The organism is Allobrachymonas chironomi DSM 19884 (assembly GCF_000374625.1).
Taxonomy (GTDB): Bacteria; Pseudomonadota; Gammaproteobacteria; order Burkholderiales; family Burkholderiaceae_C; genus Brachymonas; species Brachymonas chironomi.
In genome coordinates this window covers 92,988-108,549 of sequence record NZ_KB894772.1, presented here as the reverse complement: position 1 = coordinate 108,549, position 15,562 = coordinate 92,988, and the positions used below count along the sequence as shown (strand labels likewise).

17 protein-coding genes and 3 tRNA genes are annotated in these 15,562 nt (G+C 65.0%); 12 read left to right on the top strand and 8 right to left on the bottom strand.

What is annotated here, in order from left to right:
* From C513_RS0109455 to C513_RS0109420, 8 genes are all read right to left on the bottom strand, one after another.
* On the bottom strand, nt 1-639 hold a 639-nt coding region (locus C513_RS0109455; RefSeq protein ID WP_018714929.1), incomplete at its 3' end, for a GTP-binding protein.
* 69 nt (nt 640-708) lie between these two features.
* A tRNA-Thr gene (locus C513_RS0109450) sits at nt 709-783 on the bottom strand.
* Between the two features lie 35 nt (nt 784-818).
* Nucleotides 819-892: transfer RNA gene (locus C513_RS0109445), tRNA-Gly, on the bottom strand.
* Between the two features lie 67 nt (nt 893-959).
* Nucleotides 960-1,045, bottom strand: a tRNA-Tyr gene (locus C513_RS0109440).
* A gap of 68 nt (nt 1,046-1,113) precedes the next feature.
* Entirely contained in the window at nt 1,114-1,935 is an 822-nt protein-coding gene (gene trpC, locus C513_RS0109435) for an indole-3-glycerol phosphate synthase TrpC (protein ID WP_018715766.1), read from the bottom strand.
* The gene (locus tag C513_RS14425) at nt 1,932-2,069 is read right to left on the bottom strand and encodes a hypothetical protein (RefSeq protein WP_018715765.1); all 138 of its coding nucleotides are present in this window, start codon (nt 2,067-2,069) and stop codon (nt 1,932-1,934) included. The genes trpC and C513_RS14425 overlap by 4 nt, the downstream gene beginning before the upstream one ends.
* A 2-nt stretch (nt 2,070-2,071) precedes the next feature.
* Nucleotides 2,072-3,109 carry an anthranilate phosphoribosyltransferase gene (gene trpD, locus C513_RS0109425; protein ID WP_026320722.1) on the bottom strand — a complete coding sequence of 346 codons (1,038 nt, stop codon included), beginning with the start codon at nt 3,107-3,109 and terminating at the stop codon, nt 2,072-2,074.
* A 39-nt stretch (nt 3,110-3,148) separates the two neighbouring features.
* Entirely contained in the window at nt 3,149-3,727 is a 579-nt protein-coding gene (locus C513_RS0109420) for an anthranilate synthase component II (RefSeq protein ID WP_026320721.1), read from the bottom strand.
* Nucleotides 3,728-4,267: 540 nt separating this feature from the next.
* On the opposite strand from C513_RS0109420, the gene C513_RS14310 reads away from it, so the two are divergent.
* From C513_RS14310 to C513_RS0109360, 12 genes are all read left to right on the top strand, one after another.
* Nucleotides 4,268-4,621 (top strand): hypothetical protein, encoded by a 354-nt coding sequence (locus C513_RS14310; RefSeq protein ID WP_128457255.1) that lies wholly within the window; start codon nt 4,268-4,270, stop codon nt 4,619-4,621.
* 228 nt (nt 4,622-4,849) lie between these two features.
* Nucleotides 4,850-5,596 carry a hypothetical protein gene (locus tag C513_RS0109410; RefSeq protein ID WP_003050429.1) on the top strand — a complete coding sequence of 249 codons (747 nt, stop codon included), beginning with the start codon at nt 4,850-4,852 and terminating at the stop codon, nt 5,594-5,596.
* A gap of 119 nt (nt 5,597-5,715) precedes the next feature.
* A complete protein-coding gene (locus C513_RS0109405; protein ID WP_003050427.1) occupies nt 5,716-5,928 on the top strand; it encodes an AlpA family transcriptional regulator in 213 nt (70 codons plus the stop codon).
* A 42-nt stretch (nt 5,929-5,970) separates the two neighbouring features.
* Entirely contained in the window at nt 5,971-6,846 is an 876-nt protein-coding gene (locus C513_RS0109400) for a ParA family protein (protein WP_003050424.1), read from the top strand.
* Nucleotides 6,830-7,099, top strand: coding sequence for a hypothetical protein (locus tag C513_RS0109395; RefSeq protein ID WP_003050422.1), 270 nt, complete (start codon nt 6,830-6,832; stop codon nt 7,097-7,099). Before C513_RS0109400 ends, C513_RS0109395 begins: the two co-directional genes overlap by 17 nt.
* Nucleotides 7,092-8,765, top strand: a complete 1,674-nt coding sequence (locus C513_RS0109390) for a ParB family protein (RefSeq protein WP_013520767.1) — start codon at nt 7,092-7,094, stop codon at nt 8,763-8,765. Before C513_RS0109395 ends, C513_RS0109390 begins: the two co-directional genes overlap by 8 nt.
* 14 nt (nt 8,766-8,779) lie before the next feature.
* On the top strand, nt 8,780-9,340 hold the full coding sequence (locus C513_RS0109385; protein ID WP_003050401.1) for a DUF2857 domain-containing protein: 561 nt from the start codon (nt 8,780-8,782) through the stop codon (nt 9,338-9,340).
* A gap of 3 nt (nt 9,341-9,343) precedes the next feature.
* Complete coding sequence (locus tag C513_RS0109380; RefSeq protein WP_003050398.1) at nt 9,344-10,576, top strand: STY4528 family pathogenicity island replication protein; 1,233 nt, start codon at nt 9,344-9,346, stop codon at nt 10,574-10,576.
* A 419-nt stretch (nt 10,577-10,995) separates the two neighbouring features.
* On the top strand, nt 10,996-11,790 hold the full coding sequence (locus C513_RS0109375; RefSeq protein WP_003050396.1) for a PFL_4669 family integrating conjugative element protein: 795 nt from the start codon (nt 10,996-10,998) through the stop codon (nt 11,788-11,790).
* Nucleotides 11,787-12,314, top strand: a complete 528-nt coding sequence (locus C513_RS0109370; protein WP_003050393.1) for a DUF3158 family protein — start codon at nt 11,787-11,789, stop codon at nt 12,312-12,314. Before C513_RS0109375 ends, C513_RS0109370 begins: the two co-directional genes overlap by 4 nt.
* Nucleotides 12,315-12,387: 73 nt before the next feature.
* Nucleotides 12,388-12,840, top strand: a complete 453-nt coding sequence (locus C513_RS0109365; RefSeq protein WP_003050391.1) for a single-stranded DNA-binding protein — start codon at nt 12,388-12,390, stop codon at nt 12,838-12,840.
* Between the two features lie 276 nt (nt 12,841-13,116).
* Complete coding sequence (locus tag C513_RS0109360) at nt 13,117-15,150, top strand: DNA topoisomerase III (protein ID WP_018715759.1); 2,034 nt, start codon at nt 13,117-13,119, stop codon at nt 15,148-15,150.
* Nucleotides 15,151-15,562 lie beyond the last annotated feature (412 nt).

Here is a 15,562-nt window from a genome sequence, read left to right as displayed (position 1 = left end):
GAAAGTGCCGTCCACGGCGCGCTCGGGCGTCGGGATGTAGCTATCCAGGGCTTCAGCCAGCTTCATGATGGCGCCTTCGCCCAGGTCGCCGGTGTCGCCTTCCAGCGCCATCTTGGCAGAACCCTTCACGATCGGGGTGTCGTCACCCGGGAAGTCGTACTTGCTCAGCAGCTCGCGCACTTCCATTTCGACCAGCTCCAGCAGCTCCTCGTCGTCCACCATGTCGCACTTGTTCAGGAACACGATGATGTAGGGCACGCCAACCTGACGGGACAGCAGGATGTGCTCGCGGGTCTGGGGCATCGGGCCGTCAGCAGCGGAACAGACCAGGATGGCGCCGTCCATTTGGGCAGCACCGGTAATCATGTTCTTCACATAGTCGGCGTGACCAGGGCAGTCCACGTGGGCGTAGTGACGGTTGGCCGTCTCGTACTCGACGTGGGAGGTGTTGATGGTGATGCCGCGGGCCTTTTCTTCGGGCGCGTTATCGATCTGGCTGTAGTCGCGGGCATCGCCGCCGAACTTCCTGGCCAGCACGGTAGCAATCGCTGCCGTCAGGGTGGTCTTGCCGTGGTCCACGTGACCGATGGTGCCTACGTTGACGTGCGGCTTGCTCCGTTCAAACTTTTCTTTTGCCATTTTTCGACTCCGAAAAACAATGAATGATTGATTGAAAAAGACACCACCCGGCAGACGCCGGGGAATGAATGGTGCCCATGGGCAGGATCGAACTGCCGACCTCTCCCTTACCAAGGGAGTGCTCTACCACTGAGCCACATGGGCAATTATTTCACACGAGAGACAAGCACACGCAACACTGGAGCGGGAGACGGGAATCGAACCCGCATCATTAGCTTGGAAGGCTAAGGTTCTACCATTGAACTACTCCCGCACACTTGATGGCGTCAGGAGCCAACCCTCAAGTTACGGCAGAGCCGCCACTCAGTATTTGAAGCTTGTGGTGGAGAGGGCTGGATTCGAACCAGCGTACTCGCAAGAGGGCAGATTTACAGTCTGCTGCCATTAACCACTCGGCCACCTCTCCACAGCAAGTTTTGAATTATGCCATGCTTTTTGGCTTTTTTCCAGACCCCCGAAATTTTTTGCGAAAAATCAGGAGAACAGCTCGGCCAGGGCCAGACCTGGCTCCGGCTGTCGCATGAACGCTTCCCCGATCAGGAAGGCGTGCACACCGGAGTCCCGCATTGTAACCACATCTTCGCGTGTCAGGATGCCGCTTTCCGTCACCACCAGCTGTCCCTCGGGCAAATCGGGCAGCATGTCGAGGGTCGTCTTCAGGCTGACCTCGAAGGTGCGCAGGTTGCGGTTGTTGATGCCCAGCAGCAGGGACTCGGGTTGACGGACGCTGGCCAGCAGCTTGAGCGCACGCTCCATTTCGCCACGGTCGTGGACTTCGACCAGCACCGACATGTCCAGATTGCGGGCGATGGCAGCCATGTCCTGCAGCTGGGCATCATCCAGGCTGGCGACAATCAGCAGGACGCAGTCCGCCCCCATGCTGCGCGACTCGTAGATCTGGTAGGGATCGATCATGAAGTCCTTGCGCAGCACCGGCAGGTCGCAGCTGGCACGCGCCTGCTTCAGGTAGTCCGGGCTGCCCTGGAAGAACTGGCGATCGGTCAGCACCGACAGGCAGGCGGCAGACAGCTTGCCATTGCCTTCGGCATAGCTCTGGGCAATATCCGCCGGGATGAAGTCCTCCCGGATGATGCCCTTGGACGGGCTGGCCTTCTTGATTTCGGCAATGACGGCCGGCTGGCCGGCCGCCATCCTGGCGCGCATGGCACCGGCAAAATCGCGTGTCAGGATGCGGCTTTCGGCATCGGCGCGCATCGCTGCCAGCGGCGTCCTGCGCTGCGCTGCAGCCACTTCCTCGCGCTTGACGGCGTTGATTTTTTCGAGAATGTCTGTCATGTCCTGTCCTTCTGATCCGGTTCGGGCGCGGCCTGCTTGAGCACCTTGACGATGACGCGGTGCATCACCAGCCCCACCACCACGAACAGCAGCGAAATGCCGATGGCGATCCAGGCGCCTTCATCCTGGAACATGCTTACGCCGCCTTGAGTTGTTGCGATACGCGGACGAACTCGTCCAGCTTGGCGCGGGCGGCACCGGAGTCCAGTGTCTGGCGTGCCAGATCGACACCGGCCTGGATCGACTCGACCACATTCGCGGTATAGAGTGCCACGCCGGCGTTGAGCAGCACGATGTCACGCGGTGCGCCCTGCTCGCGGCCGTCCAGCACGGACAGCAGCACTTCACGCGATTCGACCGGGTCGTTGACGGCCAGCGCGCGCTTGCTGCGCATGGTCAGGCCGTAGTCCTCCGGGTGCAGCTCATATTCCAGCACCTGGCCATTCTTGAGTTCGCCAACCAGGGTGGCAGCACCCAGGCTGCACTCGTCGAGACTGTCCTGGCCGTAGACCACCATGGCGTGCTCGGCGCCCATGTCCTTGAGCACGCGCACCAGAATGCCGACCAGATCCTGGTGGAAAACGCCCAGCAGGATGTTGGGAGCACCAGCCGGGTTGGTCAGCGGGCCCAGGATGTTGAAGATGCTTTTCACGCCCAGCTCCCGGCGCACCGGAGCCACGTTTTTCATCGCAGGATGGTAGTTGGGAGCGTACATGAAGCCGATGCCGCACTGCTCCACGCAGCTGGCCACGGCGGCCGGCGACAGGTCGATGCAGGCACCGAGCTGCTCGACCGCATCGGCACTGCCGGACTTGCTGCTGACACCACGGCCACCATGCTTGCTGACGCGGCCGCCGGCTGCGGCAATCACGAACATGGCGCAGGTGGAAATGTTGAAGGTGTTGGAGCCGTCACCACCGGTACCGACGATATCGACCAGATGCGTCTTGTCGGCAATCTCGACCTTGGTGGCAAAGTCGCGCATCACCTGGGCGGCGGCGGTGATTTCGTCCACGGTTTCCTTCTTCACGCGCAGACCGGTGATCAGCGCCGCCATCATCACGGGCGAGACCTCGCCGGTCATGATCTGGCGCATCAGGTCCTTCATCTCGTCGTAGAAGATTTCCCGGTGCTCGATGGTGCGCTGCAGCGCTTCCTTGGGGGTAATTTTCATCATGTTCTTGTCCTTGGAGAGGGTACGGGCCGCGGCAGCTCAGCGATCGAGGAAGTTGCGCAGCATGGCGTGGCCGTGCTCGGTCAGGATGCTTTCCGGGTGGAATTGCACGCCTTCGATATCGAGTGTCTTGTGCCGCACGCCCATGATTTCGCCATCATCGGTCCAGGCCGTGATGGCCAGCTCCTGCGGCAGCGTGGCACGCTCGATTGCCAGCGAGTGGTAGCGGTTGACGGTGAACTGGCGCGGCAGCTGGCGGAACACGCCCTCCTGCGTGGTGGTGATGACGCTGGTCTTGCCGTGCATCTGCACCTGGGCACGCACGATATGGCCGCCAAAAGCCTGTCCGATGGCCTGATGCCCCAGGCAGACGCCGAGGATCGGTAGCTGGCCGGCAAAGTGCCGGATGGCATCTACCGACACACCCGCCTCGTTGGGCGAACAGGGGCCGGGTGAAATGCAGAGACGGTCAAAACCGCCGTCACGGAACAGCTGGTCCAGCTGGTCCAGCGTGATTTCGTCGTTGCGATGGGTGATGACCTCGGCACCGAGTTCGCCGAAGTACTGCACGATGTTGTAGGTGAAGCTGTCGTAGTTGTCGACCATCAGGAGTCTCATGATTCTAAGTCCTTGATTTCATTAATGTTTTCCATTACACACAACCTCCATTACCCACTTTATTACACACATCGACAGTTGATTGCGATGGACGAAGCGCGAGCATGTGCTGGCTCAAGGTAGCAAGGGCTCCTGAGAGATGTCTTGGCGTGCGCCAGTGCGGTGTACTGACGCAGCGACGGCGCCCGCATGCCAGGGCCAAGTGCTGAGACTGGGCGGACAGACCTACCCCTCGCGGCGACACAGCGCGCGGGGCATCAGTTCTACGACGGGGCTGGGGTGCCAAGGGCATCGGGCAATCTCCTCAAATCTTGGAGCCGCCGTGCCGGGGAGCCTTCTTGAAACCTTGCCTGCCGGTACGGCGGCAAGGTGCGGTCAAGACCGCAACGACATGCCGCTTCCTATTGGAAGCGCCACCACAGAGCGATGTTGGTCGAAGCGGTACGGGTCATGGACAGACCAAAGTGTTGAATTTAAAAGCCAGAACTCGGCCCGAGTACACCCGAACGGAATTCCAAAGTAAGCCTGGGGAATTTTACCATGAGCATGTTAGGCAAAGCCACTTCCTGGAATGCCAGGGCATTCATCACCCCGCCCATCTACCTCGGACCGGACGACAACACTTCCAGTCTCGAAACCAGAGAGCAAGTAGACCAACTGCTACGGACTTGTGAGCATCGAATCTCAGGTTGGCAGTCATCTGGACCTGCGCGGGTGATGCTATATCGCTATATCAGCATCCGGGGCAGATATGACACCGCCGGATTTTCTCTGCCGACCCTAGGTCCCGGAGAACAGAAGCCGTTGATCGCAGCTTCTGAAACCATCGCCGTATCAGACCATACCAAATCGGTTTTGCGGGGAACAGCGCAGCGCATGACGCTGGTACCGTGAGCGCCAATATCGAGCTTTCGTCCTCATCGCTCGATGGGCCGGCAACCGATCGATTCTTGCACAACGAGCAAGACGAGGCCACCTACAGCGGACGCCAAACCAATCACCTCGCCCGTCTACGTTCAGGGCATCTTCCCAGGCACCCGCGGAAGGTCATAACGACACAGCAGCCCTTGGCAGGGCAAGAAAGGAGCCGGTGATGTAGCGCTTCCGAAAGGAGACGAAGACATGCACAAGGACATTCCAACATCGAAGGTGTTCTATCGTCCCATCGAGGCTGCCATACGGTGGGCCGGGTTGCTGCGGTACCTGCCGATGATCCTGGCTGCGATCGCGTCACCGCGCTTCCTGCCTCCATCGTTGAATTGCCCGCGATGGAATGAGTGCCGGCTGTACTCGGAGCGTATCTATGACGGCATCCTCAACGGGGAGCTGCCCTACGGCCAGAACGGCATCACGCTCAATGATCCGAAGCTGCTGCAGTCGCCGGATCTGACCGTTCGCCATGTCGATCTGAAGCGCTGGATGCGCAACCACTATCCCGAGCACCGGCCAGGATTCCTGTTCAGCCGTGGCGAACGCATGGCGCATCCTTTTATCACCTTGGAAACAGGACAGGCGATCCTGATCGAGCGACTGGCCCTTCAGGCGGCCCTGGAGCATGCGCGTCGCCAGATGCAGGAATTGCAGGAGCAGCGCGACACCTTGCTCAAGCAGTCCACCGCGCTGCTGGCTTCCAAGCAATGCGAGATCAGCGAGCGAGCGGAGACGACGTATCTCAACATCATCGGCGGGATGCTGACGCTGATGCTGGGCCAGTCCCCTTCGGGTGTGCCCTATTCCAGCTTCAAAACACAGGAGGCACTCGTCTCGGCATTGGTCGCCCACTTCGGCGGCACCATGGGCATCACGGAGCGAACCTTGAACGGCAAGTTCGCCAACGCCAGGAAGTACGTCCGTAGCGCAAGCGCATGAGGTTTTTCCAGCTTGTATGTGCAACCGCGGAGATTGCATTTGCAATGTCTTTCCGCAGCCAGGTCTATTGAATAGAGGTCACGCCAACAAACGCCACCGAGCGTTCAGGAGTGACCGCCATGTCGCAGCCCCCTGTACTCCCGCCGAACGAGCGCCGCATCCTGCGGCTCGATGAAGTCGAAGCCAAGTCCGGCTTCAAACGCGCCCACATTTACAACCTGATGAAGAAGCGCCAGTTTCCCCAGGCGCTGCGCCTGGGCGTGCGCGCCGTCGGCTGGGATTCGATCGAAATCGACCAGTGGATCGCCGAGCGCCTCAACCACCGGACCTGACCCGTTCTCCCGCGGACTTCCCATTCCCAGCCGGAGAGCGCCATGCAGGTCGTATCCATCATTTCAACGAAGGGCGGCGTCGGCAAGACCACGACGGCCGCCAACCTGGGCGGGCTCGCCGCGGACGCGGGCCTGCGCGTGCTGCTGCTCGATCTCGACGTGCAGCCCACCTTGTCCTCCTACTACGAACTGACCCAGCGCGCGCCGGGCGGCATCTATGAGCTGTTGGCCTTCAACGAGCGCGACCTTGGCCAGCTCGTGTCCCGCACGATCATCGCGGGCCTGGACCTGGTGCTGTCCAACGACCACCGGGGCGAGCTGAACACCTTATTGCTGCATGCGCCGGATGGCCGCCTGCGGCTGCGGCATCTGCTGCCAGCACTTGCTCCCCTCTACGACCTGGTGCTGATCGACACCCAGGGCGCGCGTTCCGTGCTGCTGGAGATGGCGGTGCTCGCCTCCGACCTTGCGCTGTCGCCCGTCACGCCGGAAATCCTCGCGGCCCGGGAGCTTCGACGCGGCACCATGCAGTTGCTCGAAGACATCGCGCCGTACCGGCACCTGGGCATCGAACCGCCGCCGCTGCACCTGCTCATCAACCGCGTCCACCCGGTGTCGGCGAACGCCCGACTGATCCAGCAGGCCCTGCGCGACCTGTTCCAAGACCATGCCGGCATCCGCGTGCTCGCCACCGACGTGCCAGCCATCGAAGCCTATCCGCGCGCCGCGACGCGCGGCCTGCCGGTGCATCGGGTCGAGCACCGCCAGCCGCCCGGCAGGGTCGCGCCGGCCTCGCTCGACACGATGCGCGCGCTCGCGAGCGAGCTGTTCCCGCAATGGCAGGACAGATTTGCCGCAATGTCCGGTCGCCCGCCACGTCCTCTTGATGCCGGGAGGTCCCATGGCGAACGCACATGAACTGGCCCGCGGCCACAAGCGGCTGCGCGCGCTGATCGAGTTCGCGGTCGGTGAAGGCTGGCACGTCAAGCGCACGCCGGGCGGGCACCTCAAGTTCACCAAGGCCGGCTGCGCGGCGATCTACACCAGTTCGACCGCGAGCGACCACCGGGCCGAATTGAACGCCCGTGCGCAGATCCGCCGCGCCGAGCGAGAGGCCCGCATGGCGCCGGCCGGCGGTCGTGGGGACTGCGAGGGGTGCGGCCATGGCTGACATGACCTCGCAGGACATGGCCGGCAAGCTGCTCGCGGCCGGCTTCGAGCGCAGCGGCCCAGCGGCTACGGCCTTGAGCGACCCGATCGCGGACACGCCCATGGTCGTGACGCTGGACCAGCTGCGGCCCTACGACCATGACCCGCGCATGAAGCGCAACCCCGCCTACGAGGAAATCAAGGCGTCCATCCGCGAGCGCGGCCTGGACGCGGCGCCAGCCATCACCCGCCGGCCCGGCGAGGACCACTACATCATCCGCAACGGCGGCAACACGCGGCTGGCGATCCTGCGCGAACTCTGGTCGGAGACCAAGGACGAACGCTTCTTCCGCATATCGTGCCTGTTTCGGCCATGGCCGGAGCGCGGTGAAATCGTCGCGCTGACCGGGCATCTTGCCGAGAACGAACTGCGCGGTGGCCTCACGTTCATCGAGCGCGCGCTCGGCGTCGAGAAAGCACGCGAGTTCTACGAGCAGGAGAGTAGCGCCGCCCTGAGCCAGTCGGAACTGGCCCGCCGCCTGGCGGCCGATGGGTTCCCCGTCCAGCGGTCGCACATCACCCGCATGGCCGACGCGGTGCGCTACCTGCTGCCCGCCATTCCCACTGTGCTCTATGGCGGCCTGGGGCGCCACCAGGTCGAGCGGCTGTCGGTCATGCGGACGGCCTGCAAGCGCACCTGGGAGCACTATGCCAAGGACCGCACGCTGCCGCTGGACTTCGACAGCTTCTTTCAGGAGGTGCTGGCGCAGTTCGACACGCAGGGCGACGAGTTCGCGACGCAGCGCGTGCAGGACGAGCTGATCGGCCAGATGTCCGAGCTGCTGGGCATCGGCTACGACGTGTTGGCGCTGGACCTGACCGAATCGGAAAGCCGCCACCGGGCGCTGGTCAGTGACCCGACGCCACCTGCGGCGCCGCCGGCGTTGCCTTCGCCCACCGCCGGCACGCCGCCTCCCCCGGGCGTAGCATCGTCCATCGCCAAGCCTGCAGCGGCGGCCAGTCCTCCACCCGCCAGCCCTCCGGCGTCCGAGCCCACCTTGCGCGAGGATACGGCCCGAGAGACGACAACGGAAAGCCCCGCGGCCGCACCAGGCGATCTGCTTCTCGAGCACATCGTCTCGCCGGCACCGACGACCGAACGGCTGCAGTCGATCCAGCGCATGGTTGCCGACCAGTTGGGCGATGCGCTGCCGCCCGACTTCTCGGCGAGCGTGCTGCAGTCCATCCCGGTGCAAGCCGGCGGGCTCTATCCGATCTCCGACGTCTGGTACATCGACGCCGGCCTGGACACGCCCGATCGGCTGCGCATCCACATCGCGCAGTTCGCGCGCGAGATCGCCGGGGAGGCAGCCCTGGACGAGTGCATCGAGGATCGCTCCGATGGCATCGGCTTCGTTTGCTGCGCGCCCGCCCATGCACCATCGCCGCTCGGCCGGGCGGTGCTGGCGCTGCTCATCACTCTGACGGGTCAGCCCACTGCTGAAGCGGGCGTGGATGGCGCGCAGCTCGCCGCCGACTTGCCAGCACTGCTGCACGGCCAGGGTCAACACCACGGCGACTGCACAAGGCGCTTGAGCGACACGGCGTTGGTCAAGCTATTTCGGCTGCTCCGCCTGGCCCGGCGTCTGCTGGACCTGGAAGCCGGCACCACGGCGCCCGGGACGTGAGCGAGGGAGGCCGCATGTCCACATCGCATCCGCTCAACCAGGCCGTGATTGCCCAGGCGCTGTATGACCTTCGCAACGGCCAACTGCGCCGCTGCAAGGCCATGGGCTTCGGCGAGGCCGAGCTGGATGCGCTCAAGCACCCCGCGCTGATCAGCGTGCTGGCCAACGCCAGCGTCTCGTGGTGCTCGGTCACGGTCAACCGCGAAGTGCTGCAGCGCCTGCTCAACCAGGCACAGGACGTGGAGAAGGAAATCGCCACGGTCGATCGCATGCTGCGGCTGGGGGCCAGCACGGAGATGGTCAGCCGCTTCTATGGCCTGACCCATCAGGAAGTCGCCCTGCGGCGGGAGATCCTCGGCCTGCCCAAGCGCAAGGGGCGCCACCCCGTCCTGGACGAGACCCAGGACACCGAACTTTGGCGGCAATGGAAAGCCGTGACCAGCAGCAGGAACGTCGATCTGGAGGATGAGACCTCGATTCTCGATGCGGCCATGGACCTGGCCGAGGGCATGTCACTGCCGCTCTCGGTGGTCTGGGCCGCGATCAGGAACTGGGTCGATCAGGGATTGGACTAGGCCATGGCCGTGGACGACACCGCCCCACGAGCCCCGCGTCAAGGCCCCATCGCACTCGCCGACCTGTTCGACGCTGCGCTGAAGGACCTCACGCCCAATCCAAATCCCCGCGCGCCAGCGCCCATGGCAGTGCCCACGCCTGCGGCGTCCGGCGACGCCTTCCTATTCAGTGGCAATCGGCACGAGAGCGTGCCGCGGCGGCTGTTCGTCGACCGCCGCCTGACACCGCTGGAGCGCAACGCCTGGCAGGTGTTCCGGCTGATGCTCAACGACGACGGCGTCACGACGTTCCCGACCTATGAGCAGTTGCGCCCATGGCTGGCGTCCATGCCCTGCGCGGGACAAGCCTCCCACGAGACCGTCGCGCGGGCGCTGACGCTGCTGCGCCTGACGCGCTGGCTGAGCCTCGTGCGACGACGGCGCGACCCCAAGACCGGCCGCATCCTCGGAAACCTCTACGTCCTGCACGACGAACCCCTGACACTGTTCGAGGCCATGCAGCTCGACGCCGACTACCTGGCCCTGGTCAGCCAGTCGCTGGGGCATTCCGCCAAGGCCGTCCAGGTGGTGGGACTCAACACCCTCCAGGAGATCGCGGACGACCCGATGTTGTCCGGACGCACCTTGCCGTCGCGGCTGCAAGTGCTCGCCGAGCGCCTGGCCGACCAGGGCATCACCGCCACCGCAAGTTATCCACAGGAGGATGCGATCCACGATTCCGAAGAAGGGCCCGCCAGCCTTCTTCGGAATGGCGAACGCCCTTCTTCGGAATCCGAAGCAGGGCCGAAACCCGCGCCAGACGGCGCTCTTCGGAATCCGAAGCAGGACCGTACAGTACGTAGTAGTCGTATTGATGAAGTACGTACTACCGCGCAGGCGCGCGCGCTGGGCGACCTGCAATGGCCCAAGCGTTTCGCGGAACTGAAGGCGGAACAGCAAGCCGGCGCCAGGATGGCGTTGCAGCAAGTGGACGCTGCCCTGCGGCAGGCTGTGCTGGACGAGTGGGCCGCACGGTGCGGCAAGCATGGCATCCGCAACCCCGCCGGGTACCTGTTCGGCATCATCCAGCGCGCCATGCGCGGCGAGTTCAATGCGTGGGCCAAGCAGACCAGCCCGGCAGCGCCAACACCATCGGCGGCGCGAGCGCCACCGCCCGAGCCGCCGCGCAACGTCGTGCCGCCCGCGGTGGCCCGGCAGCACATCGAGCGCCTGCGCGATCTGCTGCGCAAATCCTGAGCGCAGGGCCTGGCAAGGCCATGAAGCAGACCTCCTTGGCGGTCGGCAGAAACGGTCCCCAGGGGACGGCTGTGTGGTGAAACGCCGGACGACGGCGCGACATGCTGCGCAAAACCTGAGTAGAGCGCCTGCAAGACCATGAAGCAGACCTCCATGGCGCTCAACGGAACGGTCCCCTGGGGACGGCTGCGCGGCGAAGGATCGTGTCGAACGGCAGCGCGACGTGCGGTGCAGTACGCATACCGTCAACGACCGAGGCACGGAGCGCCAACGTGAATGCTCCGGCCTCCAAGGGACCGTTGCGCGCTGCGCCGCCAGCGCGCATAGAACCGGGGGCCGGCTCATTTCGGTTTGTTGACTGACTGCCTTCCGCTGCATGCGGATGCTGGCGGCTCCCTGTCCAACTGCGAGCGCTCACCATGGCAACCAGCAACGAACCATTGCAACTCAACCTCGGCTCCCTGCGCAGCGCGATGTCGCTGACGCTGCACACGCATCACGCTTCCCGCATCTGGCACGGCCGCGCCGCCGCCGAAGGGCGACCCGGCATCGTCGGCCTGAACGGCTACATCGCGGTGATGAATAAGATGAAGCGCGGCTCGGAGCAGGACGACCCCTACAGCGACTGGTGGATGCTGCGCATCGAGGACAAGCTCGACCAGACCAGGACCACGCTGCAGACCTTGCGCAAACAAGTGGACCAGGCACTGGCGGGCGTGCCTGCGGCATTGAGCCTGGGCGAGAACCTCAACGTGCAGCCCGTCAAGCTGCCGCTGTTCGTCAATGCGCAGTTGGGCTTTGCCGCCGTCTATCTCCTGGCCGACTACGACGACATCGCGCGCAAGCTGATCCTCGCCCACCACACCGCGCTGATCGACCGCAGCACTTTGGAGCGCTGGCTCAACGAGGGCGCGCACGCGCTGCGCAGCCTGTTCTCGCTGGCCCAGCAGTACCGCTACTCGGGCTGCACCCGCGACGATTTCGCGGCGAAGAATGCCGCAGCGCGGGTCGCGCTGGAGAAGTTCGGCGAGTTGCCGCAGGACGTCCTCGAAGGCACGCGCCGCTCGACGTTTGCGCCACCCATGGTGCGCCGTGGTCTGCAACAGCGCGGTGAGAATCCTGCCGCAGCCGCTACCAGCGTCGATGGTGATGCGGCCGCTGCTGCCGACCCGTCCGAAGGCGCAGCCACTGCCGGCGAGGACGAATCCGCATGAGCGATCTGAACCAGCCGACCCGCTACTTCCGGGGCCTGCAACAGGGAGCCTTCATGCGCCTGGAACACGCGGCCTCTCTAAAAGGCCTTTTAAAGCCTTTTAAAGGTAAAGGGGACTTGGAGGCCTGGGCCAGCCAGTGCTTCGCCATGCGCGACGAGTTGATCGGCCTGGCGCAGCGACAAGTGCTGCAACAGGCCGGTGGGCATCCCTTCCATCTGCTGCCCGTGGAACTGGCCCAGCAGACCACTGGCGCGGGAACGACGTTCCTGCGCTGGCGCAGGAACGACCGCTCGGCCATGGGCGTGGCCCTGTGGCAGGAGCTGATGGCGAGCACCAGCACGCCGGTCAACCTGCTGGCCGACCTGCACGCGATCGAGCTGCAGCGCATCACGCTGAACATGCAGATCAGCCTGTTGCACACCCTGGGTAGGCAGGCCCAGGAGTGCGCCAGCAAGGCCGCCGAGGCGGAAGACGCCTACCTGCGCCGGCTCGCGTCCATACCCCCCGGAGTGCGCGATCGGTGATCGCGTCGGGCACCCCAGCACGCGCCCGACGCCGACATGGCACGGGTATTTCAACCACCAAGGAGATTGCACCATGAGCACGCATTTTTCGGGCGAAGGCAACATCGGCTCGCCCCCCGAGTACCGGGAGTTCCCCAACGGCAACGACGAACCGCGGCGCTTGTTGCGGCTGAACGTGTATTTCGACAACCCCGTTCCCACCAAGGGCGGTGACTTCGAGGACCGCGGCGGCTTCTGGGCGCCGGTGGAAATCTGGCACCGCGACGCCGCACACTGGAAGGACCTTTACCAGAAGGGCATGCGCGTGCTGGTCGTCGGCCGCATGGAGCGCGAACCCTGGACCGACAACGAGGATCAGCCGCGCGAGACCTGGCAGATCAACGCGCGCAGCGTCGGCATCCTGCCGTTCCGCATCGAGTCCGTCGTTCTGAGCCCCAAATCGCAGGAGACCGCACAGGACGCGCAGCCCAAGCCCCAGGCCGCCCAGGAACCGGCAGCGTCGAAGGAGCCCAAGCGCAGGAAGTGATCCGGCGTGGGGGCGGCCGCAGTACGTTGCCGCCCCCCATGTCCTCGCGAGCTATCCCCAGGGGATAGCTCCATCAGCGTCCACCGGCTTCCGCGCGCTCCCGAACATCGCGGCTCCCGGCTCGCACACCGCCGGCCGCACGCCATCCCGCCCAAGCCGTTCCATCGGCGTGAAAGCGGTCGCTGCCGCATGCAGCTTGTTTGCTGCTGCCCCAACAGGCGCTCGGCATCCTCGATCCCAGCAACTCCATGAACAACGGGAAGCGGATGGACGGACATGCGGCTGTTTCTGTGCGAGAAGCCCTCCCAGGGCAAAGACATCGGCCGGATTCTCGGCGCCACGCAGCGCGGTGAAGGCTGCCTCAACGGCTCCGGTGTCACGGTCACCTGGTGCATCGGCCATCTCGTCGAAGCGGCAGCACCCGAGGTCTATGACGCGGCGCTCAAGCGCTGGTCGCTGGAACAGCTGCCCATCATTCCCCAGCAGTGGCGGGTCGAGGTCAAGCCGAAGACCGCCACGCAATTCAAGGTCGTCAAAGCGCTTCTGGCGAAGGCGACCCAGCTTGTCATCGCCACTGACGCCGACCGCGAAGGCGAACTGATCGCACGCGAGATCATCGACCTGTGCGGCTACCGCGGTCCCATCGAACGCCTGTGGCTGTCGGCGCTCAACGATGCGTCCATCCGCACCGCGCTCGCCAAGCTGCGGCCCTCGGCCGAGACGCTGCCGATGTATTACTCGGCGCTGGCGCGCTCGCGCGCCGACTGGCTCGTGGGCATGAACCTCAGCCGGCTGTTCACCGTGCTCGGGCGGCAGGCCGGCTACGATGGCGTGCTGTCGGTCGGGCGTGTACAGACCCCGACGCTCAAACTCGTGGTGGACCGCGACCGAGAGATCGCGGCCTTCGTGTCCGTGCCGTACTGGGCCATCGACGTGTCGCTGTCCGCAGGCGGTCAGACGTTCACCGCGCAGTGGGTGGCACCCGATGCCAGCACCGACGACGCCGGCCGCTGCCTGCGGCAGCCCGTCGCACAGCAGGCCGCGCAGCAGATCCGCGCCGCGGGCAGTGCCCAGGTGGTGTCGGTCGAGACCGAGCGCGTGCGCGAAGGCCCGCCGCTGCTGTTCGACCTGGGCACCTTGCAGGAAGTCTGTTCCAAGCAGCTTGGGCTGGACGTGCAGGAAACCTTGGAGATCGCCCAGGCCCTGTACGAGACGCACAAGGCCACGACGTACCCGCGCTCGGATTCGGGCTACCTGCCCGAAAGCATGTTCGCCGAAGTGCCCACGGTCCTGGACAGCCTGCTCAAGACCGATCCCACGCTGGCCCAGATCATGGGCCAGCTCGACCGCACCCAGCGCTCGCGCGCCTGGAACGACGGCAAGGTGACGGCGCACCACGGCATCATCCCGACGCTCGAACCCGCGAATCTCTCCGCCATGAGCGAGAAGGAACGGGCGTTGTACCGGCTGATCCGGGCACATTACCTGGCCCAGTTCCTCCCGCACCACGAGTTCGACCGCACCGTGGCGGATCTCTCCTGCGGCCAGCAGAAGCTGGTGGCTACGGGCAAGCAGGTCGTCGCCCGCGGCTGGCGCCTGGTGCTGGCCGAGTCCGAACGTGAAGGCAGCGCCGATGAGGATGGCGACGCCCCCGTGCGCACCCAGGTGCTGCCTGCGCTGCGTGACGGGATGGCATGCCAGGTCGCCGGGGCCGACATCAAGGCCCTCAAGACGATGCCGCCCAAGCCCTATACCCAGGGCGAACTGGTCAAGGCGATGAAGGGCGTTGCGCGTTTCGTGACCGACCCGCGCCTGAAGCAGAAGCTCAAGGACACGACGGGCATCGGCACCGAGGCGACGCGGGCCAACATCATCAGCGGGCTGATCGCCCGCGGCTATATCGTGAAGAAGGGGCGCTCCATCCGCGCATCGGATGCGGCGTTCACGCTGATCGACGCCGTGCCCGCGGCGATTGCCGACCCCGGCACCACCGCCGTCTGGGAACAGGCGCTGGACATGATCGAGGGCGGACAACTCACCCTGGATGTGTTCATCGGCAAGCAGGCCGCCTGGATTTCGCAGTTGATCGCGCAATACGGCAGCACGTCCCTGTCCATCAAGGTTCCCCAAGGACCGGCTTGTCCGCAGTGCGGCGCACCCACGCGCCAGCGAACCGGCAAGAGCGGCCCGTTCTGGTCGTGCAGTCGCTACCCCGACTGCAAAGGCACGCTGCCGGTGGCAACCGGCACGTCCAGGCGTGGTGCCTCGCGTCCACGCCGTACCAGTGGCGGTGGCCGCAAAGGCGCCTGACCGCCCCCGTTCCCCGTGAGCCATGCCCGCCATCGGCGGCGTGGCCCGTGTCCCGCATGCCCTGCGGGACGCCCCAGCGCGCAACGCCTTCTTGCTCCGTGTGCGCGTCCCGTCCGGCCGGCCCCGGCCGCGGGACCTGAAGGTGGCTTCTCCGCGAACCGCACCCCGCGCGTTCTCCTCGTCTGCATTCCTTCCGCCGCTGCGAAGGGTCCCCCGATGGCTTGCCTGTGCGAGCCATCCGGAGACCCTTCGCGGTCAGCGGTATTCGGTGCCGGTGCCCGCCGGCGCAAAAACGGGCTCCCTTTGTGCGCGGATGTGCGCCAGACGATGCCGGCCCCAGCCACGACATGGGCCGGGTGTGATTGCTGGATGAGCAGACGGTTCTAGCGACGACCGGGCCTGCCAATCAGCC

Coding starts and splice junctions, on each gene's coding strand:
- trpC (WP_018715766.1), bottom strand. CDS start 1,935: ATGACAGACATTCTCGAAAAAATCAACGCCGTCAAGCGCGAGGAAGTG.
- C513_RS14425 (WP_018715765.1), bottom strand. CDS start 2,069: ATGTTCCAGGATGAAGGCGCCTGGATCGCCATCGGCATTTCGCTGCTG.
- trpD (WP_026320722.1), bottom strand. CDS start 3,109: ATGAAAATTACCCCCAAGGAAGCGCTGCAGCGCACCATCGAGCACCGG.
- C513_RS0109420 (WP_026320721.1), bottom strand. CDS start 3,727: ATGAGACTCCTGATGGTCGACAACTACGACAGCTTCACCTACAACATC.
- C513_RS14310 (WP_128457255.1), top strand. CDS start 4,268: ATGAGCATGTTAGGCAAAGCCACTTCCTGGAATGCCAGGGCATTCATC.
- C513_RS0109410 (WP_003050429.1), top strand. CDS start 4,850: ATGCACAAGGACATTCCAACATCGAAGGTGTTCTATCGTCCCATCGAG.
- C513_RS0109405 (WP_003050427.1), top strand. CDS start 5,716: ATGTCGCAGCCCCCTGTACTCCCGCCGAACGAGCGCCGCATCCTGCGG.
- C513_RS0109400 (WP_003050424.1), top strand. CDS start 5,971: ATGCAGGTCGTATCCATCATTTCAACGAAGGGCGGCGTCGGCAAGACC.
- C513_RS0109395 (WP_003050422.1), top strand. CDS start 6,830: ATGGCGAACGCACATGAACTGGCCCGCGGCCACAAGCGGCTGCGCGCG.
- C513_RS0109390 (WP_013520767.1), top strand. CDS start 7,092: ATGGCTGACATGACCTCGCAGGACATGGCCGGCAAGCTGCTCGCGGCC.
- C513_RS0109385 (WP_003050401.1), top strand. CDS start 8,780: ATGTCCACATCGCATCCGCTCAACCAGGCCGTGATTGCCCAGGCGCTG.
- C513_RS0109380 (WP_003050398.1), top strand. CDS start 9,344: ATGGCCGTGGACGACACCGCCCCACGAGCCCCGCGTCAAGGCCCCATC.
- C513_RS0109375 (WP_003050396.1), top strand. CDS start 10,996: ATGGCAACCAGCAACGAACCATTGCAACTCAACCTCGGCTCCCTGCGC.
- C513_RS0109370 (WP_003050393.1), top strand. CDS start 11,787: ATGAGCGATCTGAACCAGCCGACCCGCTACTTCCGGGGCCTGCAACAG.
- C513_RS0109365 (WP_003050391.1), top strand. CDS start 12,388: ATGAGCACGCATTTTTCGGGCGAAGGCAACATCGGCTCGCCCCCCGAG.
- C513_RS0109360 (WP_018715759.1), top strand. CDS start 13,117: ATGCGGCTGTTTCTGTGCGAGAAGCCCTCCCAGGGCAAAGACATCGGC.